Annotated in this window: 19 protein-coding genes and 1 tRNA gene; 9 read left to right on the top strand and 11 right to left on the bottom strand. The window is 44.2% G+C overall.

Translation table 11 applies throughout. The annotated features are described in order from the left end of the window. Positions 1-29: 29 nt before the first annotated feature. Both QT998_RS25345 and QT998_RS25340 read left to right on the top strand, forming a co-directional pair. A complete protein-coding gene (locus QT998_RS25345) occupies positions 30-359 on the top strand; it encodes a hypothetical protein (protein WP_333118413.1) in 330 nt (109 codons plus the stop codon). Between the two features lie 32 nt (positions 360-391). After that, positions 392-676: a flagellar alpha dynein gene (locus QT998_RS25340; protein ID WP_333090817.1), complete on the top strand. Its 285-nt coding sequence runs from the start codon at positions 392-394 to the stop codon at positions 674-676. 66 nt (positions 677-742) lie between these two features. Here QT998_RS25340 and QT998_RS25335 read toward each other — a convergent pair. Beyond that, positions 743-815, bottom strand: a tRNA-Arg gene (locus QT998_RS25335). Between the two features lie 355 nt (positions 816-1,170). On the opposite strand from QT998_RS25335, the gene QT998_RS25330 reads away from it, so the two are divergent. The 4 genes from QT998_RS25330 (at position 1,171) to QT998_RS25315 (ending at position 8,723) form a co-directional block, all read left to right on the top strand. Beyond that, the gene (locus QT998_RS25330) at positions 1,171-4,026 is read left to right on the top strand and encodes a hybrid sensor histidine kinase/response regulator (protein WP_333118410.1); all 2,856 of its coding nucleotides are present in this window, start codon (positions 1,171-1,173) and stop codon (positions 4,024-4,026) included. After that, the gene (locus QT998_RS25325; protein ID WP_333090820.1) at positions 4,019-5,455 is read left to right on the top strand and encodes a hybrid sensor histidine kinase/response regulator; all 1,437 of its coding nucleotides are present in this window, start codon (positions 4,019-4,021) and stop codon (positions 5,453-5,455) included. Before QT998_RS25330 ends, QT998_RS25325 begins: the two co-directional genes overlap by 8 nt. Positions 5,456-5,724: 269 nt before the next feature. Further along, positions 5,725-6,120 (top strand): response regulator, encoded by a 396-nt coding sequence (locus QT998_RS25320; protein ID WP_333090822.1) that lies wholly within the window; start codon positions 5,725-5,727, stop codon positions 6,118-6,120. Next, positions 6,117-8,723, top strand: coding sequence for a PAS domain S-box protein (locus QT998_RS25315; RefSeq protein WP_333090823.1), 2,607 nt, complete (start codon positions 6,117-6,119; stop codon positions 8,721-8,723). The genes QT998_RS25320 and QT998_RS25315 overlap by 4 nt, the downstream gene beginning before the upstream one ends. Before the next feature lie 281 nt (positions 8,724-9,004). Here the strand turns inward: QT998_RS25315 and QT998_RS25310 are convergent, their stop codons facing one another. The 6 genes from QT998_RS25310 to tkt all read right to left on the bottom strand — a co-directional run bounded on the left by QT998_RS25310 (position 9,005) and on the right by tkt (position 17,729). After that, complete coding sequence (locus QT998_RS25310; protein WP_333090826.1) at positions 9,005-10,093, bottom strand: hybrid sensor histidine kinase/response regulator; 1,089 nt, start codon at positions 10,091-10,093, stop codon at positions 9,005-9,007. A gap of 122 nt (positions 10,094-10,215) precedes the next feature. Beyond that, positions 10,216-11,715: a sensor histidine kinase gene (locus QT998_RS25305; protein ID WP_333090827.1), complete on the bottom strand. Its 1,500-nt coding sequence runs from the start codon at positions 11,713-11,715 to the stop codon at positions 10,216-10,218. Positions 11,716-11,853: 138 nt separating this feature from the next. Further along, positions 11,854-12,303 (bottom strand): response regulator, encoded by a 450-nt coding sequence (locus QT998_RS25300; RefSeq protein WP_333090828.1) that lies wholly within the window; start codon positions 12,301-12,303, stop codon positions 11,854-11,856. Positions 12,304-12,352: 49 nt separating this feature from the next. After that, entirely contained in the window at positions 12,353-15,265 is a 2,913-nt protein-coding gene (locus QT998_RS25295; RefSeq protein ID WP_333118407.1) for a PAS domain S-box protein, read from the bottom strand. Positions 15,266-15,517: 252 nt separating this feature from the next. Further along, positions 15,518-15,700 carry a hypothetical protein gene (locus tag QT998_RS25290; RefSeq protein WP_194008234.1) on the bottom strand — a complete coding sequence of 61 codons (183 nt, stop codon included), beginning with the start codon at positions 15,698-15,700 and terminating at the stop codon, positions 15,518-15,520. 13 nt (positions 15,701-15,713) lie between these two features. Further along, on the bottom strand, positions 15,714-17,729 hold the full coding sequence (tkt, locus tag QT998_RS25285; protein WP_333090831.1) for a transketolase: 2,016 nt from the start codon (positions 17,727-17,729) through the stop codon (positions 15,714-15,716). Positions 17,730-18,325: 596 nt separating this feature from the next. Between tkt and lysS the strand changes: the two genes are divergently transcribed. After that, on the top strand, positions 18,326-19,882 hold the full coding sequence (gene lysS, locus QT998_RS25280; protein WP_333118403.1) for a lysine--tRNA ligase: 1,557 nt from the start codon (positions 18,326-18,328) through the stop codon (positions 19,880-19,882). 151 nt (positions 19,883-20,033) lie between these two features. Continuing rightward, positions 20,034-20,906: a hypothetical protein gene (locus QT998_RS25275; RefSeq protein WP_333090834.1), complete on the top strand. Its 873-nt coding sequence runs from the start codon at positions 20,034-20,036 to the stop codon at positions 20,904-20,906. A 78-nt stretch (positions 20,907-20,984) separates the two neighbouring features. Here QT998_RS25275 and QT998_RS25270 read toward each other — a convergent pair whose 3' ends face one another. From QT998_RS25270 to QT998_RS25255, 4 genes are all read right to left on the bottom strand, one after another. Then, positions 20,985-21,584 (bottom strand): TerD family protein, encoded by a 600-nt coding sequence (locus QT998_RS25270; protein ID WP_333118400.1) that lies wholly within the window; start codon positions 21,582-21,584, stop codon positions 20,985-20,987. 229 nt (positions 21,585-21,813) lie between these two features. After that, the gene (locus tag QT998_RS25265) at positions 21,814-22,386 is read right to left on the bottom strand and encodes a TerD family protein (protein WP_194066440.1); all 573 of its coding nucleotides are present in this window, start codon (positions 22,384-22,386) and stop codon (positions 21,814-21,816) included. Between the two features lie 55 nt (positions 22,387-22,441). After that, complete coding sequence (gene def, locus QT998_RS25260; RefSeq protein WP_333118395.1) at positions 22,442-22,975, bottom strand: peptide deformylase; 534 nt, start codon at positions 22,973-22,975, stop codon at positions 22,442-22,444. An 87-nt stretch (positions 22,976-23,062) separates the two neighbouring features. Further along, positions 23,063-24,304 carry an HhoA/HhoB/HtrA family serine endopeptidase gene (locus tag QT998_RS25255; RefSeq protein WP_333090839.1) on the bottom strand — a complete coding sequence of 414 codons (1,242 nt, stop codon included), beginning with the start codon at positions 24,302-24,304 and terminating at the stop codon, positions 23,063-23,065. 313 nt (positions 24,305-24,617) lie between these two features. Between QT998_RS25255 and dnaA the strand changes: the two genes are divergently transcribed. Continuing rightward, positions 24,618-25,991: a chromosomal replication initiator protein DnaA gene (dnaA, locus tag QT998_RS25250; RefSeq protein WP_333090840.1), complete on the top strand. Its 1,374-nt coding sequence runs from the start codon at positions 24,618-24,620 to the stop codon at positions 25,989-25,991. Positions 25,992-26,067: the final 76 nt, after the last annotated feature.

Genomic DNA, 26,067 nt, shown 5'->3' with positions numbered 1-26,067 from the left:
TAGACAAATACTGTATACAGGTGTCTACAATGAGTCAAAGTCAAGTCGTATCGTTTAGAGCTTCCGGTCACTTCCTGAATTGGATAGAAGCTCAGAGGTTAGACGGTGAGTCGGTTAATCAAGCAGCACAACGCATTCTCAAGGAAGTCTCAGGTACATCTACAGTGCCGTCTACAATGTATACACCGAGTAACGACATTGTGTCTACAATGTCTACAGACTTGTCTACACCAAACAGTGATAGCGTCGCGTCTACAAAAGTTGTAGACATTGTAGACAAGGCTGTAAGCTCAAGTCTTGACCCCGTGATGGAGCGGATGGCCGCCATTGAGGAACGGCTGGGAAAATTGAGAGCCTGAGCGATGGCAATGATGAATCGCTCAGGCAAGAATTGAAAGCGGCCAACAAGCAACTGGCAGAGTGGGATGCAGAACTGAATCAGTTACACGAGCGCAACGGCGATTTGGTCTTAGAAGTTCAGATGCTGAGGCAAGAACTCAAGAAAGAACGCGCCGATCGGGAAGCAAATCAAAACTCAGCTCCGACCGACGCGGATTTTCCAGAGCCGACAGACTTGCTCAACCAGTTGAAAGCCAGACGCAAAAAGTCCGGGGCAAACTTGGCAGATATGGAAGTGGTTTTGGAGATACTTGAAACCGACAGGAGCGAAATTTGAGCGGAAAGTAGGACGATAGGCAATACAATGAACCTGAAACCCTTACTCAACACAAGACATATAAAATGAGCACGGAGGGATTTGAACCCCCGACCCTCAGGACCGGAACCTGATGCTCTATCCACTGAGCTACGTGCCCTTGACTTTTGCCATCATAACACGTCTTGCCGAAAATGGCTAGTGGATCAACCAAATTCGATCGCCAGTCTCCAAACCCCTCGCTCCCTAGGGAACTCGCCCACAGAGGGCGCATCAGCCAGTTATCGAAGCCAGAGACTGCAAATTTTGCCTAAATCGTCAATAATTACGACAATAGGTAAAATAATATACTCTCATATAGCAAAGATTAGGTTCGCATTCGATCGCCGTTAAACATCTACCACACCTAAATATAGCCCCCATGAATTCCCTCTAGCTCGTCGGGGATGGCGCTGCTGTCAAGACAAACTCTGCAAGGACGCTTCTAGGCTAAGTTCACCAAACCTCTAAATCTGATGATTTCTAAAATTTTAGACAAATTACCGCTGCGAACAGTTCTCATAGTTCCATTTGTACTGCAAATCGTCGGAGCAGTGGGACTCGTAGGATATTTGTCTTTTAAAAACGGACAAAAAGCAGTTAATAACCTGGCCACTCAGTTAATGAGCGAGGTGAGTTTGCGTGTCGAGCAAAACCTGCAAGTTTACCTGACAACTCCCCATCAAATCAATCAAAGCAAGCTCGATACAGTCAAGATCGGGTTTTTAAGAATGGATGATTTGTCAAAGTGGGAGAAATATCTTTGGCGACAAGTAAAATTATATCCCTATATCAATTTTACTGCCGTTGGTAACGAAAAGGGAGATTATCGATCCGGAGAACAACTTTCTAACGGCTCCCGAACGATGAATGTAATCGAGAAATCTACTGGAGTAAATTTTTATTCTTACAATACTAATGATACGGGCGATCGCACTACCATAGTAACAGTTATCAAGAATATTGACAGTAGGCAACATTCTTCCTACAAAGTTGCCGTAAAAGAAGGCAAGCCCACATGGAGTCCGGTTTACGTTTCCTTCCTAGAACCGACATTAATTATCAGCGCTGTCCAAGCTGTATACAGCGAAAAAGATCAGCTAGAAGGAGTATTGATTGCTGCTTTGCGTATCGACTATATCGGCAGATTTCTCAACAGTCTAAAAATTGGAAAATCGGGACAAGCCTTTATTATCGATCGCCAAGGTAATTTGTTAGCAACTTCTACCACCGAAAAACCATTTCGCACTAGCGGTAAGGAAAAAAAAATATTTAAAGTAAAAGAAAGCAGTAACCCTCTTACTCAAGCTACAGCCAAATATTTAACTACACAATTTAAACAATTAAATATTAAAAAAACTGAATTATTGAAGTTTGAAATAAATGGCAAGCGGCAATTTTTAAAAGTCCTGCCATTCCAAGACGGCAAAGGCTTAGACTGGCTGATTGTAGTAGTAGTTCCCGAAGCAGATTTTACCGAAGAAATCGATGCCAATACCCGTCTGACGATTTTGCTGTGTTTCGCAGCTTTAGTAGTAGCTGTATCCATTGGCATTCAAACTTCTCGCTGGGTAACAAATCCTATTTTGCGCTTAAATACAGCAGCCAAAAATATTGCTAAAGGTGAATGGGACAAAACAGTAGAAAGTCAACGATCCGACGAATTGGGGGAATTAGCCCAGTCCTTTAACAGCATGGCTCAACAACTGCAACAATCTTTTGAAACTTTAGAACAGCGAGTGCGAGAGCGGACTGCTGAATTGGCTGTAGCTAAGGACAAAGCCGAAGTAGCAAATCAAGCTAAAAGCACCTTTCTGGCTAACATGAGTCACGAATTGCGATCGCCACTCAATGCAATTCTCGGCTTTTCCCAACTGATGACTCGCAGCCAAAATCTATCCCCAGAACATCAAGAAAATATTAGCATAATTAGTAGCAGCGGAGAACACCTCCTCACCCTGATTAATAACGTACTCGATTTATCTAAAATTGAATCGGGGCGCACCACCCTCAATCCCAAAAAATTCGACCTCTATCGCCTACTCCACGACTTGGAAGATATGTTTCAACTCAAAGCAGATGACAAGCACTTGCAGTTAATTTTTGACTGCAGTCCCGACGTGCCGCAATACGTAGAAAGTGACGAGTTAAAGTTGCGACAAGTCTTGATAAATCTGCTCAATAACGCTCTTAAATTTACATTAGAGGGCGGTGTTGCGATCAGAGTTAGCAAGCATTCAGTAGGCATAAATAACGGCGAAACATTACAGTTTGACGAGCAGTCAAAAAATACAGGAACTCCTGCAAATAACAGTTATGAAAATTCCGAATTAATTTATTCAGAAAACGCAACTTATGCAGCCCAAAACAACAGTTCAGCTTCTACCTCCTCATGTTTTATTCATTTTGAAGTCCAAGATAGTGGCCCTGGTATTGCGGCCAATGAATTAGACAATCTTTTTGAAGCTTTCGTGCAAACCCAATCCGGCAAAGATTCCCAAGAAGGTACAGGTTTGGGATTACCAATCAGCCGCAAATTTGTGGAATTAATGGGCGGCGAAATGAGCGTCAGTTCTGCTGTAGGTGAGGGAACTAATTTTAAGTTTGACATTCAAGTGATTGCGGTCGATGCGACTGATATTGAAAGTCAAAAGCCTACCCGCCATGTGATTGCACTCGCACCCAATCAACACCCTTATCGAATTTTAATTGTAGACGATAAACCGCTCAACCGCCAACTGTTAATCAAACTTCTTCATCCTCTCAATTTTCAACTAAAAGAAGCTACTAACGGTGAAGAAGCTATTGAGCTTTGGGACTCTTGGGAACCCCATTTAATTTGGATGGATATGAGAATGCCCGTGATGGACGGTTACGAAGCAACAAAACACATTAAAGGCACGATTAAAGGTCAAGCTACTGCTATTATTGCGCTGACAGCGAGCGTTTTGGAGGAAGAACGGGCAGTTATTTTGTCGGCTGGCTGCGATGCTTTTATGCGGAAACCTTTCCGGGAAGCCGATATTTTTGATGCTATGCACAAACATATCGGAGTGCGCTATATTTATGAAGATCCGGGTCAAGCTAATTTATCGGTAATTCCAGAGCGCGATCGCGAAATGATTGAGGCTGATTTCGTAAAATTGCCTGACTCGCTGGTAGCGGATTTAAAGCTCGCCATACTGAATGTAGATATGGATTTAATTGAAATATCCATCGAGCAAATTCGATTAAAGGATACAGTAACGGCTAGTGCGATCGCCCATTGTATAGAAAATTTCGAGTACGACAAAGTTTTAAAGTTAATCTCTCAAGCAGAATCACATGAATAACAACATTCCTAGCACCGATCGCGGTAATATTTTAGTAGTTGACGACACCCCAGCTAATTTGCGGCTGCTAGCTGGAATTTTGAACGGCAAGGGCTATAAAGTCCGCCCCGTACCTAACGGTGAATTAGCGCTTTCTGCTGCCAAAGGTATGCCTCCCGATTTGATTTTGTTAGATATTATGATGCCCGAAATGAACGGGTATGAAGTTTGCGAAAAAATCAAAGCAGACGAACGCACTCGCGACATTCCGGTAATTTTCATTAGCGCGATTAATGACGTACTAGATAAAGTAAAAGCCTTTGCTGTTGGAGGGGTAGACTATATTACCAAGCCATTTCAAATGGAAGAGGTTCTAGTCAGGGTAGAAACCCATTTAGCAATGTGCCACTTGCAAAAAAAACTCCAAGAAAAAAACGATCAACTGACAGTCACTTTAGACGAACTGCAAGCAACTCAGCATCAATTAGTTCAATCAGAAAAAATGGCCGCATTAGGGCAACTGATTGCCGGTATTGCTCACGAAATCAATACACCACTGGGCGCAATTCGATCGTCTATTGGCAATATTACCAACTTTTTGGATAACAATCTCGAAAGTTTACCAGTTTTTTTTAAAGAACTGTCAGCCGAACGCCAGCACGATTTTTTAAGTTTGATGTACAGTGCCCGCCAACAAAATTACTCTTTATCTACGCGAGAAAAACGGGAATTAAAAAGAGGTCTAAAGCAGCAACTAGACTCCGAACAAATTGATAATGCTGACAGTCTTGCTAACATTTTAGTCAATATTGGATTGCAGGGAAACTTGGACCAATTCTTGCCATTACTCAAAGATCCTAAAAGTGAAAATATTATCAAAACCGCCTACGATTTTGCTAGCATTCACAGAAGCGCCAAAACTATCGCTACCGCTACAGAACGCGCTGCTAAAGTCGTATTTGCCCTGAAACATTATGCACGTTACGATGTCAATAGCGAAAAAATACAGGTGAATATTATGGATGGAATTGAAACTGTATTGACTCTTTATCAAAACCAACTCAAGCAGGGTGTGGAGACAGTCAGAAACTATGAAGCTGAATTGCCTATGGTATTTTGTTATTCCGACGAGCTCAATCAAGTTTGGACAAATTTAATTCACAATTCCTTACAAGCGATGGACAATCAAGGAACTTTAACAATAGATATCCAGCAGCAAGATACCAACGTTGTAGTCAAAATTACCGACAGTGGAAAGGGAATTACACCGGAGATTTTGCCGAGAATTTTTGAGCCTTTTTTTACTACTAAACCTGCTGGAGAAGGCAGCGGGTTAGGGTTGGATATCGTTGATAAAATAATTAAAAAACATCAGGGTAAAATTGATGTAAAGTCGGTGCCAGGGCAAACAGAATTTATAGTGTCTGTACCGATCAATTTAAGGGAGTAGTTGACACTCCCCAGATATCTATAGCATTTATCAAAAAGGTGAGATTTGAGATTATTCGACTTATTTCGACTGCGCTCAGTACAAGTTTTAGATTGGGGGATTGAGGAATTGAGGGATTGAGCGATTGATTGGTCAATACTTCATATTTTGCTCTAACTACTATATCTGGGGCTAAAAATGGGCAGTCTACCCCGCAGAATGTAGAATTTAGACAACGATGTGCTTACCCGTCGGGGTTCACTCAGCCAGACTAAAGGAGGAAACTAGCAATGTCTAAACCAGCAATTTTGTGTGTTGACGATGAAATAGCGGTGTTGGAAAGTCTGGAAATTGAACTGCAACAGGCATTTAACGGTAAATATCTGTGCGAATTTGCTGAAAGTGCAGCAGAAGCGTTAGAAATTATTGAAGAGCTATGTGAAAATGAGGTTAATATTCTAGTAATTGTCTCGGATTGGTTGATGCCCGGAATGAAAGGAGATGAGTTGCTGATTGCAATTCATCACAAGTATCCGCAAATCGTGACAGTTATGCTAACGGGACAAGCAGATAAAGAAGCAATCGAACGCACAAAAGCTCAAGCCAATCTTCATGCTTTCATACAAAAGCCTTGGAAAAATCAAGAATTAATTGAAGCAATTAAGTCTGGTCTAGCAAATTTATGAAAAAGCCAGTCATTATTTGTGTTGATGATGAGCAGACTATACTCGATAGTCTGGAAATAGACTTGCTCAAAGCCTTTGAAGATAAATATTTAATTGAAACTGCCCAAAGTGGCGAAGAAGCTTTAGAGTTGCTATCCGAACTTTTAGCAGAACAGTATGAAGTTCCTTTGGTTATTTCCGATCATATTATGCCGAATATGAAAGGAGACGAGCTATTGAGGAGTGTTCATGCCATTTCGCCGAAAACTCTCAAAATCATGCTGACGGGGCAGGCAGATTTGGAGGCGGTAGCCAATGCTATTAATTATGCTAAGTTATACCGCTACATAGCTAAACCTTGGCAATCTGATGATTTAAAATTAACGGTCACTGAGGCGATTTATAGATATTTTCAAGACAAACAATTAGCTGAAAAGCAAATAGAACTTCAGGAGATGAATCAGGAGTTAGCCAGATTAAACCGCAAGCAGGCGATGCTGATTTCCAAACTCCACGAAAACGAAAGTCGGTTGACGCAATATCTGGAAGCCATGCCGCTGGGCGTGTGCGTGCTGGATGCTCACGGTCAATCTTTTTATGCAAATCAGAAGGCGCGGGAAGTTTTTGGTAAAGGCACAGTGCCGCATATTAATTCAGAGCAGAAAGCGGCAATTTATCAATTTTATAAAGCCGGAACTAATGAGAGATGTCCTGTGGAAGAGTTGCCAATTATGCAGGCGCTCCGGGGCGAAACAGTGCGGACTGAGGGTGTAGAAATTAGGACTGGAAATAAGATTATTCCGGTGGAGAGTTGGGCGACTCCTATTTATGATTCTATCGGCGATATTTGCTACGGGATTATTGCTTTTACTGATATTACGGAACGCAAGCAAGCTGAAACAGCGCTGGTGCAAGCTGAAGAGAAGTATCGCCAGATATTTAAAAATGCTCTTGAAGGTATTTTTCAGACTGCACGGGGGGGAAAATTGCTCAGCGCTAATCCTGCTCTGGCTCAAATTTACGGCTATGATTCCCCTGAAGAATTGATCGCAAGTGTTAATGATATTCAGCGGGAATTATACGTGCAACCGCACCGCCGTCAAGAGTTTTTGGCGCTGATGGAAAAGTACGGTAGCGTGTCTGAGTTTGAGTCGGAAGTTTATCGGCTAGATGGTAGTGTTATCTGGATTTCTGAGGATGCGCGCACTGTTTTTGATGCTAGCGGTGATGTGCTTTACTATCAAGGTTTTGCTGAGGATATTACTTTGCGAAGACTGGTAGATGTGGAGCGACTCAGGTTTACAAATGATTTAGAAAAAGCTTTGGTAGCTCAAGAAAAGTTAAATGGAGCGCTGTTAGAAAGTGAAAATCGGCTGACTCAATTGCTGGAAGCAGTGCCGGTGGGTATATTTGTGATAGATAATGTCGGAAAACCTTGCTATATGAATTCTTGGGCTGAAAAAATATTTGGCAAAGGCTTGGTTTCTGATGTTATTCCTAGCAATTTGTCTGCAGTTTATCAAATTTATTGTGCTGGAAGCAATGAGCTTTACCCGGACGAAATTCAACCGATTGTACGGGCGCTGCGGGGGGAAGTGGTGCACGTTGACGATGCGGAAATTCACGGCCCGGAGAAGATTGTGCCGATCGAGGTTTGGGCGACTCCAATCTACGACGAACGAAAAAACATAGTTTATGCGATCGCGGTTTTTCAAGACATCACAGAGCGCCAAGAGGTAGAAACCGAGCGGCAAAAATTCACAAACGAGCTCGAAAAAGCTTTGGCAGCAGAAGAAAATTTAACAGATGCTTACGGGCGATTTGTGCCGCACCAATTTCTCCACTTTCTGGGATATGAAAGTATTCTGGACGTAAAATTAGGCGATCAAGTACAGAAAGAAATGTCGGTGCTGTTTTCAGATATTCGCGATTTTACTACTCTTTCTGAAACTATGAATCCCGAAGAAAACTTTCAATTTATTAATGCTTATTTGTCGCGGATGGAACCAGTAATTACTGAAAATTTTGGCTTTATTGATAAATACATTGGCGATGCGATTATGGCGCTGTTTAATGGCAGTGCAGACGATGCTGTGAAAGCAGGAATTGCGATGTTAGAACAGCTTAACGAGTACAATGTCAGCCGTCATCAACCCGATCGCCCGCCGTTGCAAATTGGCATTGGCATCAATACAGGTTCTTTGATGTTAGGTACGGTTGGCGGCAAAAGTCGGATGGACAGCACGGTGATTAGCGATGCAGTAAATTTAGCTTCCCGCGTCGAAAACTTGACGAAAGAGTATGGAGTTTCGATGTTAATTACTCACCATACTTTTATACAGTTGAACGATATTTATGATTTTAGATTGATCGATCGCGTTACAGTGAAAGGTAAATCGCAATTGGTAACAGTTTATGAAATATTCGCGGGAGATGCGCCGGAGGTGCGACAAAAAAAATTAGATACAAAGACAATCTTTGAGGAAGGTTTGGTATTGTACAATAATAATAGGTTTGTCGAAGCGAGAAGATTGTTTTCGCAGTGCAAACAAATCAACCATGAGGATAAGGTAGCTAAAATTTATATGCAGCGATGTGTGAAACGGGCGATATATTCTATATAAAATTATTTAAGATTTTCGACTGCGGTGTGAGCGCTAACGTCGAAGGATTTGAGATTGAAAAAATGAGAATGAATAAAAGAAAATGTAACAATAACAAAGAATTTTTGCAAAAAGTCTACTGATTGCGTAAGAGTTGGGAACTATATCATGTTCTGCTGAACACCATAACAAATACGGTTGCACTCATACATGATGTTAACTGTTAACTGTTAACTGTTAATTTACTATTCCGATGAAGAAAGGATTTGATATGAATCGATCGGACACGATATAATTGTTTGTTAGATGGGCAGGGAAACGCAAACAATTGTTTCTTGCTGCGGTAAACTTTCTATTTTAAATCTTCCTCCGTGCAATTCTGCAAGGCGTTGAACTATGGCTAAGCCCAATCCCAAACCTGCTTGTTGGTAAAGTTTGCGATCGAACTGTCTGTAAGCTTCTAGTTGTGCAATGCGATCGGGAGTCAGGCCGCGTCCTTGGTCTTTTACAGAGAGAATAAACGTCCGATCTTCGACAAAAGTGCTTAAAAAAACTGGGGTTCCTTCTACAGAAAATTTGAAGGCATTGTCGAGCAGTTCCTCAACAATTTTTGTGAGTTTTATAGAATCGATAGCAACTGACGAATCTTGCAAATTTAAGTGTAAGTCGTCGGTTCTATTCACTTGTTTTGCTTGCTGCCGCGCTTTTTCAGTCAGCAAAGATTTGACGCAGCTAAATTCGCTGCTACGCATCTCTTTTAGCTGTTCGGGATTTGTGGCGGCTATTTCCAGTTCTGCATAGAGCAAAACGTTTTGAATCAGCCTGTACAAGCGATGACCGGAAGTGTTAATTTGACCGATCATTTCTAATATTTCTGCTTTTTCAAAGACTTGATATTCGGATAAGATTAGCTCAGAAAAACCCAGAATGGCATTCAAAGGAGTCCGCAATTCGTGGGGGAGAGACATACTAATATTAGTCCGCAATTCGTCTAGGGTTTTTTTAGACTGCTTGCTAATGGTTTTATATTTTTCAAGTCGAATAGCAATTGCTTTTAGCAGTTCTTGCGGCGTACAAGGCTTAGTAATGTAATCGTCGGCTCCCAGTTCCATGCCCGTGCGAATGTCATTTTTATCGGCTTTGGCTGTGAGGAAAATAAATGGAATTGTGGCAGTTAGGGGTTCGGAGCGCAAGGCTTTGAGGACGGCGTGACCGTCTATTTCCGGCATCATCATGTCGCACAAAATTAAATCGGGGATTTGGGCGATCGCCAATTTGATGCCGGCTCGGCCGTTGCTGGCTCCAATTCCTTGAAAATTCTCAGCTTCAAGTAAATCTAAAATATTTTCTCTAATCGATTCTTCGTCTTCTATTACCAAAATTTTTGCCACGGTCGTTACTCCTTTTGATTAATAATTGGTTATAAAATTTTGCTTTCATAACCTTGACAATTTTGTGATTTTCGGATAAAATTTAGGTGAGTGGTTGATGTTTATAGTTAAGCATTAAGCGATTATTGTGTTTGTGAAATCAAAGGCAAGGTAATAGTGAAAGTTGTACCTTTTTCTTCTTGGCTGTCGATCGCCAGTTGGCCACCGTGCAGTTCCACAGCCCGTTTCACAATGGCTAAACCGAGGCCAGTTCCCGAAATAGTGCCGACATTTGTAGAGCGGTAAAAAGTTTCCAAAATTCGCTCTAGATCGGCTTGGGGAATCCCGATGCCAAGGTCTTGAACTTGGAAAACAGCTTTTTGGTTTTGACAGTTTAGCTGTAAGGAAATTGTACTGCCGGCGGGGGAATATTTGATAGCATTTGAGAGGATGTTTCCCAAGATTTGCCGCAGCAGTTTTTCATCCATTTGAGCATCGCAGTTGTCGCCTTCATGTTTAAAGGTGATCGGGTGTTGGTTGCTGTCGTTGAGCTGCTGTTCTTCTACCAGTTGACGGCAAAATTTTTCGAGGTTTAAGGAAACTGGTTGAAACTGCAAGGTGTTTGCTTCGATTTTGCCAATTACTAGAATATCTTCTAATAACTCTGTCATGCGTTTAATTGCTATTTGAATCCGCGCAAAATGAGTAGATTTTTTATCTTCAGTCCACTTAGAACTGTAGTCTTGCAGCAATCCACTCGAAAATTGGATGGTTGTCAAGGGGGTGCGGAACTCGTGGGAAACCATTGTCACAAATTTGGCTCGCAGTTCGGAAAGTTCCTTTTCTCGTGCGAGGGTTTTGAGAATTTCTGCTTCGGCTCGTTTGCGATCGCTAATGTCGCGGGCTTCAGCAATCAGCAGCAAAACTTGTCCCGTGTCATTTTTAACAGGTTTCAGTGATAAATCAACTGTGATAATTTGGCCGCTTTTGCCTAAAAAGTCTATTTCGCGGCGAAAAAATTCGCCCTTAGCAGCCTTGGCTAGACCTTCTTTTAATTGTTCTTTACCATTTGGTGATTGTTGCCAAATCAACTGTTCCCAAATCGGGCGACCTACAATATTTTGCGATCGAACTCCGGCAAAATCTAGGGCTGTCTGGTTCACTTCCAGCACGATTCCTTCGGGGGTCAGCAGTTTGGTAAGCTGAAAGGAAGAGTCAAAAATCGCCCTAAAACGCCGTTCGCTTTCCCGCAGCATTTGAAATGTTTGAGAACGTTCGATCGCGTAGCGGATCGTCCGCACTAATAATTGGGTGGTAATTTGACCTTTAACAATGTAATCTTGGGCTCCCAAGCGTACTGATTCGAGTCCGATCGCCTCATCGTCCAAGCCTGTCATTACCACCATTGCCGTATCGGGAGCCACTTCTCGCAGTCGAGTTAGCGTTTCCAAACCGTGGCTGTCGGGCAAAGAAAGGTCTAGCAAAACTATATCAAAGGATTGCTTGCCCAGTTGGGCGATCGCCTCGTGCAGGAATTCAACAGACACGAGTTCCCACTCCACTCCGACAGATACTTCCAACAGTTCTGCAAGCAAATCAGCATCAGCCGGATTGTCTTCTACTAACAGAATCTTAATCCACATAGCTTAAAGATTTTTGACTGTAACATTTTCACTGGGTATCAATCTCAGGTTAAACTTTTTGGTTTTTTTATGCAATTTTTATTTGTTAAGCTATTATTCTAAAAGTGTCACTACCGCCAGCCACCAATCCTCAATCAATTAATAAATTACAGGAAGGCGGACAACGGCGAGCCAGAATTCCTCAATTAACCTGACTACTTTAGTAAATTCTACAAAGTCTACAGGCTTAGTTATATAACAGTTGGCATGGAGCGAGTAGGACTTGACAATATCCTCGGGAGCAGCAGAAGTGCTGAGAATCACGACAGGAATTAATTTTAATTTCGGGTCAGTTTTAATTTCTTCTAGCACTTCAACACCGCTTTTTTTCGGCAGATTCAAATCTAGCAGAATCAAATCGGGACGGGGTACGTCCAGATAGGGTGCTTTTTTGCGTAAAAACTTGATTGCTTCGACTCCATCCTCCACAAAATGCAAGTTATTCAATATTTTACCCTGACTGAGGACTTCTCTTGCCAAATCGGCATCGCTGGGCGAATCCTCAATTAACAGAATCTCAACTAATCTAACAGTGCTGGGATCGCTCATAAACTGTTTATCCTTGTGACTATAAAAAAAATAAATGAAATTTAAGCCTTCAGATACTAATTATAGGAATAGTAAAGTAAAAAGTCGCTCCTTTTCCTTCTTGAGATTCCACCCAGATGCGCCCGCCGTGGCGTTCCACAATGCGCTTGCACATCGCCAAACCTATGCCAGTACCGGAATATTCGCGGCGAGAGTGCAGGCGTTGAAAAATAATAAAAATGCGATCGGCATATTGCGGATCGATGCCAATGCCCCGATCGCGCACGCTGAACACCCATTCGCTATCTTGCCGGCCTGCAGCGATATGAATCAACGGGATATCTTCGCGACAAAATTTGATACCGTTGGCGACCAAATTTTGGAATAACTGCACCAGTTGAAATTCATCCGCCATCACAGTTGGCATCGCGTCGCAGGTGATGACAGCTTTTGTTTCGGCGATCGCAATTTGCAAATTAGACAAACTTTGCTTGACAGCAGCGTTGCAATCGGCTAGCTCAAATTGTTTACTTCGGGTTCCCAAGCGCGAATAGGCCAACAAATCATTAATCAATTGTTGCATTCTGGTAGCGCCGTCAACAATATAATGAATATATTTATCTGCTTTAGTGTCCAAATTGTCTTGATAGCGGTGGGCGAGCAATTGAGCGTAGCTGGTAACGGCTCGGAGCGGTTCTTGCAAATCGTGGGAAGCCACATAAGCGAATTGTTCTAATTCTTCGTTAGAACGCTTCAAATCTTCTGTAAGTTGCAACATTTGTTGCTCTGATCTTTTACGTTTTGTAATGTTATAAACTAAGGCGCAGCATGACAGCATATTTCCCTGGGAGTCCATGACTGGACTGGTAGACATATCCGTCCAAATATCTTTACCATCCTTAGTTGTGAATTTGAATTCATGTTGTTCAGCGATCCCTTCCTTGCGACGCTCGAAATTATCGAGAGCTTGTTTTTTTTCCGGTTCGTCCATGAAGTCCCAAAGTGGCCGACCGAACATTTCTAATTCACTATAGCCGAGCATTCGCGACATTGCGCGGTTCACGTAAGTCGTGACGGCATTGTTATCAATTACCCAAATACCCTCTTCTGCTAATTCAACTATTTGCCTGTATTTGAATTCGCTTTCCTGCAACGCTGTTTCAGTTAGTTTACGCTCGGTGATATCTTTCAGAAAACAGTGATAGCCGTTAAATGTTCCTTCGGCATCGCAAGCTTTGACCATTGTTAATTGATTGTGAAAAAATGAACCCTTTTTCCGCACACCTCTAGCTTCAACTTCTACTTTGCCAGAAATCAGCATTTCTTGATAAGCTAATGTCAACATCTCAACATCGTCTGGATGCACGGTAAGCTGCCATTCCATGCCTAGCATTTCTTCCGGTTCGTAACCACATTTACGAGCGTAAGCTCGGTTAACATTCACATAGCGTCCGTCAATGTCCAGCAGCGAAATGCCTTCCACCGCATTTTGCAGAGCATTGGTGAGGTCGCGCAGCTCTTTTTCAGCTTGTTTGCGTTGCGTAGCTGCCGCCACGGCATCGCTAATATCTTGACCGATCGCCAAAAAACCAGTAATATTTCCTTCAGTATCAAATAAGGCTGTCACCGACAATTGCACCGGAAACCGCGAACCATCTTTGCGGATGTAAGTCCATTCATTTTCGTCAGCCATTCCCTCGCGCGGCAAAGTAAAAAAAACTTCCATTCCTGGCTCTATTTTTACTCCCAATTCTTGAGACAAAACTTCCGCTCTTTTGCTGATCTCCAGAGGATCGTGAATGATTGCTGGCGTGACTTTGCCTACCACTTCTCCGGGGGAATAGCCTAAAAGTTGCTGGGCGGCGCGATTGAATATTTTAATTTTACCGTCTGGCTCAGTGGAAATAATTGTGTAGTTAGCGCTGTTAAGAATTGCATTTTGTAGTTGCGTCAATTCCAACAAAGTTATCGCAATTCTTTGTCTGTAAGCTACTTCGTTTTGCAATTGTTGCTTGGAAATTTCCATTTGAGTAGTGCGATCGGCAATTCGATTTTCCAGAGTTTCATTGAGCAGTCTATTTTCCTCTTCTACCAGCTTACGTTCTGTAATATCAGTAATGGTACACACATAGCTTTTAACCTCCCCATTTTCTCCGATTTGACCGACAGATTGAGCTAAAACCCACTTCACTTGACCGTCGTCAAGACGTTGAAAACGGTACTCAGATTTAAACGGCAATTTCTCGGTAGCAACGCTATACCATTGAGCAAAAACGCTCTCGCGATCGTCTGGATGAATGCCTCGCAACCACCCTTTACCCAAAGCTTGATCGCCGGTAATTCCAGCAATTTGACACCAGCGTTCGTTGACATACAAACAGTCTCCGGCATCGTCAGCATAAAATATTCCCACTGGCGAAACTTCTGTTAAAGTTTGATAGCGAGCGTCACTTTCTCGACGTTCGACGATTTCTGTTTGTAGTATTTGATTAATCATCCCTAATTGAGCGGGACTCGTGAAAACTAATGCTTCAGGAATTAATGGAATTAATGCGAAAGCTGTGTAAGCAGAAATGACTGCGGTTATCAGTTTCAAAGTACCAGAAAGCCAATAAACAGGATGCCAAAGCGTCCAAACTTCCATTATATGAGTAGTGCCACAGGAGAAAATAAAGGCTCCAAACAGCAAAAAAATGTTGCGAAAGGGCAAGTCTTTTCCTTGAGTGCTAAAATAAATTAGCGATACGGGTATTGAATAGTAAGCCAGGGCAATTATAGAGTCTGACACTACGTGGAGCGCGACTAGCTCTCGCTGCCAAAGGTAACAGTGGCCGTGAGGAATATAGTTGCCGACGAATAACAAGTTATTTAAAAAAGTCCACATGATAAAGGAATGGGTAATGGGGAATGGGTAATTGGTAATTGGTAATTGGTAATTGGTAATTGGTAATTGGTAATTGGGTAACGGGGAATTTAACCCCATAACTTATAACTTATCTCAAATTTTTGAAATATACATAAGACCGGGCAAATGGAATTCGCACGCCAAACAAACGAAACCCACCGCAGCGGGTTAAGGTTTGATCTTCTTCAGTCTTCAGTCTTTAGTCTTCCGTCTTCCGTTTTCCTTCTTCCTTCTTCCTGATGACGTTGGACGGAAAGCTCCGGGGAGACAGCAAAACATGACTAATGACTAATGACAACTAAGAGGGCCCGCACGCACCATCCACCGCCCCTACTGACTGATGACTAATGACTTCTTCCTTCTTCCTTCTTCCTTCTTCCTTCTTCCTTCTTCCCTCTTCCTTCTTCCTTCTTCCTTCTTCCCTCTTCCTTCTTCCCTCTTCCTTCTTCCTTCTTCCTTCTTCCTTCTTCTATAAAAAAAGGGGGCGAGCCAAAAGCCCGCCCCATCATTCATTATGCTACTGCGATTAACCCAAGAGTGCCTTAGCTTTAGCCACCACATTATCAACGGTGTAGCCAAACTTTTCTAAAGCAACGGGGCCTGGTGCGGAGGCGCCGAAGGTGTCGATGCTGATGCTGTCGCCTTCGGAACCTAAATAACGTCCCCAGCCGAAGCTAGAAGCTGCTTCAACTGCTAACCGTTTGGTAACAGCTTTCGGGAGTACAGATTCGCGGTAAGCGGCATCTTGTGCGTCGAACAATTTCCAGCAAGGCATGGAAACGACGCGGACTTTTTTGCCTGCGGCGCGCAATTTTTCAGCGGCATCAACGCAGAGGTATGTTTCGCCACCAGTGCCGATTAAAATGATGTCGGGAGTGCCGCCGTCGTCGGACAAAATATAAGCGCCTTTGGCTGTTCCTTCGATCGAGCTTCCGGCCAAATTCGGCAAGTTTTGACGGGACAAAGCCATTAATGTGGGGCGTTTGGGGCTTTCAACTGCCACTTTATAAGCACCGGATGTTTCGTTTCCATCCGCAGGGCGCATCACCAACAAATTGGGGATGGCGCGCAGGGAAGCGATGGTTTCGACTGGTTGGTGAGTGGGGCCATCTTCGCCCAAAGCTACGGAGTCGTGAGTCATGACATAGATGACTCCAGCTTCCGAGAGTGCGGAGAGGCGAATTGCACCGCGCATATAGTCGGCAAATACCAAGAATGTGGCGCAGTAAGGAATCAAACCGCCGTGGAGTAGCAAACCATTGGCGATCGCGCCCATAGCGTGTTCCCGCACGCCAAAGCGCAGGTTACGTCCTTCGTATTGACCTTTTTGGAAGTCTTTTTCACCCTTAAGCAGAGTCATGTTAGAAGATGCCAAGTCAGCCGAACCGCCGATCAATTCAGGTAGGACAGCAGCCAAAGCATTCAAACATTTTCCAGAATGATTCCGAGTTGAATCAGCCTTATCTTCTACCTTGTAAGTCGGGAGAACTTTATCCCAACCTTCGGGAAGTTTGCCAGCAACCGTGCGTTCGTATTCTGCTGCTTCGGCGGGATATTTTGCTTTATAATCTGCAAAAGTTTTATTCCATTCTTGTTCGGATGCAGCACCGCGATCGACTGCTTTGCGGAAGTGAGCCAAAGCATCATCAGGAACCTCAAACGGTGCGTATTCCCACTTCAAGAAATCGCGAGTTGCTTTAACTTCATCGGTACCCAAAGCAGCACCGTGAGAACTGTAAGAATTGCGCTTGTTGGGAGAACCATAACCGATGACTGTGCGGACTTTAATCAGAGACGGTTTGTCCGTGACTTTTTTGGCTTCTTCAATAGCTTTGTGAACTGCTTCTGCGTTAGTATCTTCGTCGAGGTTGGTATTGTCTACTGTAATGACGTGCCAGTTGTAGGCTTCAAAACGCTTGCCGACATCTTCAGTAAAGGCCAAGTTAGTGTCGCCTTCAATGGAAATGTGATTGTCATCGTAGAGGGCGATTAATTTGCCGAGTCCGAGGTGTCCTGCCAAAGAACAAGCTTCGCCAGAAATACCTTCCATGTGACAGCCGTCACCCATGATGACATAGGTGTAGTGGTCAACAATGGTGCTATCGGGCTTGTTAAACTTGGCAGCGAGGTGAGCTTCTGCCATTGCCAAACCGACGGCGTTAGCAATGCCTTGTCCCAGGGGGCCGGTGGTAACTTCTACGCCTTCGGTGACGAAGTTTTCGGGGTGTCCAGGGGTTTTGGATTCCCACTGACGGAATTGCTTGATGTCGTCGAGGCTGACGCTATCGTAGCCGGCGAGGTACATGAGGGCGTACTGCAGCATACAGCCGTGGCCGGCGGAGAGTACGAAGCGATCGCGATTGAACCACTTAGGGTTTTTAGGGTTGAACCGCATGAAGCGATCCCACAGTACGAAGGCCATAGGCGCAGCGCCCATCGGTAGTCCTGGGTGTCCTGATTTTGCTTTTTCTACCGCATCGATGGCGAGAAAGCGGATAGAGTTAATGCAGAGTTCTTCGATTGATTTGGTTGCAACAGCCATAATTCTGGTTTTTATATGTATGAGAGAGTGTGTGCGAGCTCATATCCGGTGAATTGACCGTGATTGTTGTAGGGGCGAGTTAACCAATAATCCTCATCAAAACCAGAGTTTTAGTAAACGCCCCAAACCAAATAGTACGATCGACCGACCGGACACGATCTGTGTGGTCAATTTTGGCAGAGGTGCGATGAGTCGAGTTCGATCGCTCGCGTGTCTGCTATGGAGTTTCTGTGGAACTGCCCTGAGACTGCACTACATATCATCTCACCTGTTGCGACCGACAGACAACTTAATTTTTTAATGTTTCGCCCGCTTTATGCTGTCGATAACAATTTGCGATCGCAAATATTTCAGCAGCCAGGGTACAAAAAGCAGCGTGTATCTGAATTATTTAGCAAATTGGCCCCGTCAGGCAGCTCAGTTATGATAGAGTTTGGTGTTTCTGACATCTTGCACCTGTTGCGATCGAGCTTTCGGGCATCCGCCGTCGGCCTACCCACAAAAGAATTGAGTTGTGGAACAGACCAGAAAGCCTGTGAATGTGACAATGCAGTGCAAGATCTAAGATATTGGTAATTTTAATTAGGCAATAACTAATGACTCTGAGTGAAGCCGAAGTCCGCAGTCAAAAAGTAGACGAACTGCGATCGCAAGGCATAGAACCGTATCCTAGCCAATCCTACGCGCGATCGCACACAGCCCAACAAGTTCGCGAAATATTTAGTCAGCCAGGAAAAGAACTCGAAAACGGACAAAGTGACCCCGAAGAAATTCCCCTGCGATTAGCCGGCCGCATTATTTCCAAGCGAGACAGCGGCAAAATTTGCTTCATCGATTTAAAAGACGCCACAGACAAAATTCAACTCAAAATCGAAAAAGCAATCGTCACCGGCGAAGTCGGTTTGAGCTTTGAACAAATCAAAAAATTGCTTGATGTCGGCGATTTTGTCGGCGTAGAAGGCATCGGCTGCCGCACCCCCAGGGGAGAACTTTCTATTTTAGTCCGGGAATTCACGCTTTTATCAAAAGCTACGATCCAATTTCCCGATGCTTATTACGGCATCAACGACCCCGAAGTTTGCCGTCGCCACCGCGAAATGGACTTAGCAAGCAACCAAGAAGCCCTCAACCGTTTCATGCTACGCAGCCGCATCGTCCAAAGCATCCGTTCCTATCTTTGGAAAGCCAACTTTTACGAAATAGAAACGCCAACACTGCAAGCTATTTACGGCGGTGCAGCCGCTAAACCATTCATCACCCACCACAATGCTTTAGAAGTAGATTTGTATTTGCGCGTCGCCCCCGAATTGTTCTTGAAAAGAGCAATTTGTGGCGGTTTCGAGCGAGTATTTGAACTAGGAAAAGCCTTTAGAAATGAGGGCATTGACAGCACCCACAATCCAGAATTTACCTCCTTAGAAGTTTACCAAGCTTATGCAGATGTATTCGACATTTTAACAGTTGTCGAAGATGTGATTTGTTTCGCAGCAGCAGAAGTATTTGGCGATGTGCGGGAAATAGAAAATCAGGGAGAAACAATCAGTTTAGAACGTAAATACGACTACAGCGAAAAATATCCCGGTTTTAGCGGCAAACACTGGCAAGTGAAAACAATGGTAGAAGCTGTCAGAGACGAGTTTGGACTGGATTTTGACAGTTTGGACTTAGAAAGTGCAATATCCTCCGCAACCAAACTAGAACTGCACCTTTCCAAGTTAGAACAACAGAGTTTAGGCTACGTGCTCTACGCAGTTTTTGACAAATTAGTTGTTCCCAAACTAATTCAACCTACATTCATCATCGACTACCCAGTCGAAGTCAGTCCCCTCGCCAAAGGACACCGCAGCAAACCCGGATTTGTCGAGCGTTTCGAGCTATTTATCAACGGCACAGAATACTCGAACGGATTCTCAGAATTGAACGATCCGAAAGAGCAAAGAAAGCGGTTTGAAGAACAATTAGCACAGAAGAATGCAGGAGATGACGAAGCGCATCCAATGGATGAAGACTTTATTCAAGCTTTATCTTTGGGAATGCCTAACTGTGCGGGAATGGGAATTGGTGTAGACAGATTGGTGATGCTTTTAACTAATACTCAAAGCATCCGCGATGCGGTGATGTTCCCGACAATGCGGCCGGTCAAAGATTCGTAAAACATTTGAGTTCCCTTCAGATCCCCGACTTCTTAGAGAGGTCGGAGATCTCGCTTGTGGCAGCTAAATATTAATATTTATGACATTTGAAATAAAAATTATCGCGCCAGTTATAGTGTTTTTGTTTATTTAACTAACCCACCGATCGCACATGATTTTAAGTGAGTCAGTTACCCTCAAACCAAGATATCAACCTCAAGCATCAGACACCTGTATTGAGGTAGAAATCATCCAGTTTAATCTCTGGAGGCAAATGCCGCCCGCAAAGAGATTAGCATTAGCCTCTGCTGCCACGAGGGGCTGCCGCCAATTAGCCTTATCGGGAATCAAAAAACGCAACCCTCAATTAGATTCCATCTACCTCAAACAAGAGTTTATCAAAGCAACTTTAGGACAAGAATTTATTAAAATTGCCCAATTACTAGAGACAAAACTTGTAATGCAAGATCCGATCTGGTTAGCAGCTAAAATTGGTAACATCCTAGATACACTGTCAATTCCCTACTATGTTGGCGGTTCAATTGCTAGTTCCGCTCACGGCGAACCCAGATCTACTCAGGATGCAGACATTGCTATCAGCATCCGAAAAGAACAAACTCAGTCCCTCATTCAAGCAATGCAAAGCGAATTCTACATCAGCGATATTGCAGTTGAAGACACTTTGAGGGGGAGAAGTTCAAGTTTCAACGTCATTCACCTAGAGACAGCCATTAAAGCAGACATTTATTTGATTAAACCCGATCGCGAATACGAGCAATGTCAGCTCGATCGCCGACAGCAATTCTACCCAGACGACAGACCAGAATTAACCTTTTATATCTGTAGCCCCGAAGATATAATTTTGCAAAAACTCATTTGGTACAGAATGTCAAGATTTCAGTCAGACAAGCAATGGCGAGATATTCTAGGAGTGATGAAACTTCAGGCAGATTCGTTAGATAGGGCTTACCTGCAACATTGGTCTTCCCAGTTAAATATCGCTTCAGAAATCGATCGGGCTTTTTCTGAATCGGGATTAAATTAACCAGAACACGCAGAACCCCGACTTCTTAAAGAAGTCGAGGATCTAACAGCGATCGCGACGATTAGGTTGACCTACTTCTCACCGCATAAACGAACCCACAACGCCGTTCATATCTTCAGTCAAAGGATTTCCCAAAGCCTTAAATTTCCACTCGCCGCCTTCTCGATAAACTTCTCCCATCAACATATTTAATTTGCCTTCATAGGAAGGGTCATTTGACAAGCGATAGCGAGCTATTTCTTTCCCGCCTGCATCTACAGCCCTCACGTAAGCATTTTCTACCATGCCAAAATGCTGTTTTCTTTCTTTGCCATTGTAAATATTTACGCCCAAGATAATTTTGTGATATTGTGCTGGCAACGAGCTGAGTTTCACCAATATTTGTTCGTCGTCGCCGTCTCCCTCCCCGGTGAGATTGTCGCCGGAGTGTACAACTGTTTTGTCCTTTGATTCTAAATGAGAGTAATAAATTACATCTTCTTTGTAAGCTTTTAATTTGCCATTTTCCCCCAGTAGCAAAGCGTAGGAATCTAGGTCAAAATTTGCACCGCTACTTCTGCCGAAAAGACCTTTTTTAACTTGCGCGACATCCCAGCCCAAAGCCATTGTCAATCGGGATAAGTCGTATTCACTTTTGCTGAGAACAATTGATTGTCCTTTTGTCAAGTTGATAGCCATTGTTTTGTGATTTTGTAAGGTTTATCGTGCAATATGGGATTGATCAAAAGACCGGGCGGTTTCAACAGTACGTCCGATTTGTTTATTCCCAGGATATCCCTTGCAGCATCCCCCTTAAGAAAGGGGACGAAAGATAACTCTCTTGTCCCCTCCCTTTTTTAAGGGGGAGTAGGGGGAAAGCTAAGGGGGGATCGACTTGATCTGAACCGTATTGTTTTATATCGACCTTTTATCCGGCATACTTGTCTACAAAGCTTTGCAAGCCTGAATTGTAGCCATCTCCAACTGCTTGGAACCTCCACTCGCCATCTTTCTTGTAGAGTCTGCCAAACTCCACCGCAGTCTCGCGAGAAAAATCCTCATCCAAATCGTACTTCGTGATTTCTGTGTTAGTAGTGGTATCGTAAATCCTGATAAAAGCATTCCGCACTTGACCGAAGTTTTGCCTTCTCGATTCGGCTTCGTGGATGGTGACAACAAACACAATTTCTTCTACAGAAGGATCGACTTTGGTTAAATCGACTGTAACGGTTTCATCATCGCCCAATCCTTCTCCGGTTGTGCTATCTCCCAGATGTATTACAGAACCGTCCGGCGACTGTTTGTTGTTGTAGAAAACAAAGTATTTTTCGCTGGGAATTTTGCCAGCAGAACCCAACATAAACACGGAAGCATCTAAGTCAAACGCTGCGCCGGTGTCTGTAGCATTGGTATCCCATCCCAAACCGATCCCGGCATTTTTCAGCCCCGGTGCTTCTTTAGATAGATTGATTCTCCCGCCTTTTTCCAAGTTAATAGACATTCGCCCTCCTATTCACAACATCAATCTTAGTTACCGATCGCCATTATATCAATTATCACAGGAGCTTGACAAATTGCTGCTGGTACTCATCCTCTGACATCAGTTCTCGGGTATTTTCCACCCTGTCTAAAAATACGATGCCCTCTAAATGGTCGTATTCGTGTTGAAAAATCCGGGCTACAAAGTCTGTAAGTTCTTGTCTGTGGACTTTGCCGTCTCTACTGGTGTATTCTATCTCGATCGCCCTACTTCTGGGCACCAACCCGCGAATCCCCGGAATACTCAAACAGCCTTCCCAGTCTTTGACTGTTTCTGTGGATGCAGCGAGAATCCGGGGATTAATCATCGCCGTCGGTTCCATCTTAGGGGCTTGGGGATAGCGCAGGTTGGGGCGGGATGCGACGATGAACAGCCGATCGCACTTCGCCGCTTGGGGGGCCGCAATCCCTACTCCGTTCGCCTGTTGGACGGTAGAAATTAGGTTGTCGATTAGCTGTTGAATGCGATCGTCCTTAATATTCTCGACAACTTGCGACGGGCGGCGCAATACGGGATTTCCTAATTGTGAGATTTGTAAGAGTTCTGCCATAGTTATTGGTTAGTCGTTATTGGTTAGTCGTTAACTACTGACAAATTACCATTTCCTTCTTCCTTCTTCCTTCTTCCTTCTTCCTTCTTATCGAACTTTTTGAACCGGCAAACTCCCCGGTTTAACAGTCAAATTAACTATTTGTCCGTTGCGATTAATCTCCATTTGTAACAGACCGCCAACCTTAGCATTTTGCACGAATTCCTGAACAGCTTCCGACTGAATAATCGGCTGATTGTTAAGCTTTTGAATCACATCTCCAGCGCGCAAACCGGCGGCGGCGGCGGGAGAATTAGGAACAACGCTAACAATAGCCACACCCCGATCGACTGCAACTCGCAAATTGCTATTAGGATTGCTGTTAATTTGCTGCTTAACATCGGGAGTCAGCGTCGCCATTTCAATACCCAAATAAGCGTGTTCGACTTTCCCCGTCGTAATCAGTTCCTTCGCCACCTGTTGCGCCGCCTGAATGGGAATCGCAAAGCCCAATCCTTGAGCACCTTGAATAATCGCCGTATTCATGCCAATAACTTCGCCCGAGGCATTCAGCAGGGGGCCGCCGGAATTCCCCGGATTAATTGCAGCGTCTGTTTGAATAAAACCGATCCGCTTGTCGGGTACGCCCACATCAGAGCTCGATCGCTCCGTAGCGCTAATAATCCCTGCAGTTACCGAATTGTCCAAACCCAAAGGATTGCCGATCGCGATCGCCCATTCCCCAGGCAACAGCTTATCAGAATTGCCGATCGCCGCCACAGGCAGAGCAGTCGCCTCAATCTTCACCACAGCCACATCCGTCACCTTATCCGCCCCCAACACCCGCCCCTGATAGCTGCGGCCGTCCTTGAGAGTTACACTTACCGTATCTGCACCCTCTACAACGTGAGCGTTAGTGAGAATCACGCCGTCGGCCCCGATCACGAAACCCGAACCCGTACCCCGTTCGATCCCGCCCCTACCGCCCGAATTCGGTTCTGCGCCAAAAAAATCTTCCGGTGAAAGCGATCTATTTGTCGGTTTCACCAAGCGCGAAGCATCGATCCGCACCACCGCCGGGCCTACTTTTTCTACCGCAGCCACAATGAAATTCACATTAGCTGCATCGCCCGACAAGGGAACCTGCGGCAATACTTTGCTACCTTTAACCTCAGTCTTAGGAGGCAGTTGCAATTTCGGTTGCATCACCTCTTGTCGCGAATCACCAGAATTAGGACGTAATTGAGAAACCGTCAGCCGATCGCCCAACATGGCGGCCCCGGCCCCCGTTACCAGCAGCAATATGTAAATTGCCGGTTGCTTCCAAAACTTGCCTGTAGAACTCTTCATAGCCACGTTTTTAGGCTTTTCTGCCAAATTTAAATATTTGCTTAGCAGCTCTTTGATACCTGCTATATCGCCGCAGAGCCGCAAAATTTTTGGGCGATGGCGTCGGGCCCCGCAAGCTACGGCAGACTCCCTTAAACTTTAGCATTCAGCTTCTCATTTTGGATTTTTGATTGCCGATTTTCGCTGATTTTGCTAAGAGATACGGTTGAAACCGCCCAATCTTGGGCCGCTCTAGCTTCCCAACCACCAACTCGACTAAACTGAACAGTCTGGACTTGAAAATCTCTTAAATGCCGATCGGCAGAGGTAATCGATGGACATTCCCCTCGAAAATCTGTGGAAACAGATACTTGAACGTCTCCAGGTACAACTGAGCAGACCTAGCTTTGAGACCTGGATCAAAACTGCCAGAGCCGAACAACTCGAAAATAACTGTTTGATCGTCAGCGCCCCCAACCCCTTTGCTCGCAATTGGTTGCAAAAATATTACAGAGAAATCCTTGCTGATGCAGTCGAAGAAATTCTCGGCTATCCCGTAGATATTTACTTGACAATTGCCGGGGGAAATGAAACAGGCGACAGCAGCGACTCCGCCACAATTTGGCCCTCCCCCATCGCCGCCGATGTCCCCGAAAACAAATCGCTTCACCCGCCTAAACCCGCTAATTTAAACCCCAAATACGTATTTTCCCGTTTTGTCGTCGGTTCCAACAACCGGATGGCTCACGCAGCAGCCCTCGCAGTAGCCGAGTCTCCGGGCAGAGAATTCAATCCCTTATTTTTGTGCGGCGGCGTTGGTTTGGGGAAAACTCATCTGATGCAGGCGATCGGTCATTATCGCTTGGAAATTGACCCCAACGCCAAGATTTTTTACGTTTCTACTGAAAAATTTACTAACGATTTAATTGTCGCAATTCGCAAAGACAGTATGCAAAGTTTCCGCGACCATTATCGGGCAGCGGATGTTTTATTAATAGATGATATTCAATTTATTGAAGGCAAAGAATACACTCAAGAAGAATTTTTCCACACGTTTAATACTTTGCACGAATCTGGAAATCAAGTAGTTTTAGCTTCCGATCGCCCGCCGCAGCAAATTCCCCGGCTGCAAGAGCGTTTGTGTTCCCGATTTTCGATGGGATTAATTGCTGACATTCAATTGCCCGACTTAGAAACGCGGATGGCAATTTTGCAGAAAAAAGGTGAGTACGAAAATATGCGGCTGCCGCGAGATGTGATTGAATACATTGCTTCTAGCTATACTTCCAATGTGCGGGAATTAGAAGGAGCTTTGATTCGGGCCGTAGCATATCTTTCTATTACCGGTTTGCCGATGACAGTTGAGAATATCGCCCCGGTTTTGAACCCGCAAACTGAAACGGTACAGGCGACTCCCGATGCGGTAATTGCAGTGGTGGCTGAGGCGTTTGATGTTTCTGTTGAAGATTTGAAAGGTATTTCTCGCCGACGCGAAATTAGTCTCGCCCGTCAAATAGGGATGTATTTAATTCGGCAGCATACTGCTTTGAGTTTGCCGAAGGTTGGCGAAGTGTTCGGCGGAAAAGACCACACGACTGTGCTTTACAGTTGCGATAAAATTGCTCAGTTGCGGAACACTGACCCGAATTTGGCTCAAACTTTGCGTCAATTGAGCGATCGAATTAACGTTGTCAGTCGCAAAAGTTAGTGACATTACTCCGACTATCAGGTGCGGAGCTTCTAAGAATCACTTCTTAGATTTCCTAGTTATTCCCTCGCGGGTT

It is taken from the genome of Microcoleus sp. S1D4, assembly GCF_036700765.1.
GTDB lineage: Bacteria > Cyanobacteriota > Cyanobacteriia > Cyanobacteriales > Microcoleaceae > Microcoleus.
The sequence above is the reverse complement of the archived record's forward strand: the minus strand, read 5'-3'. Positions and strand labels throughout refer to the sequence as shown.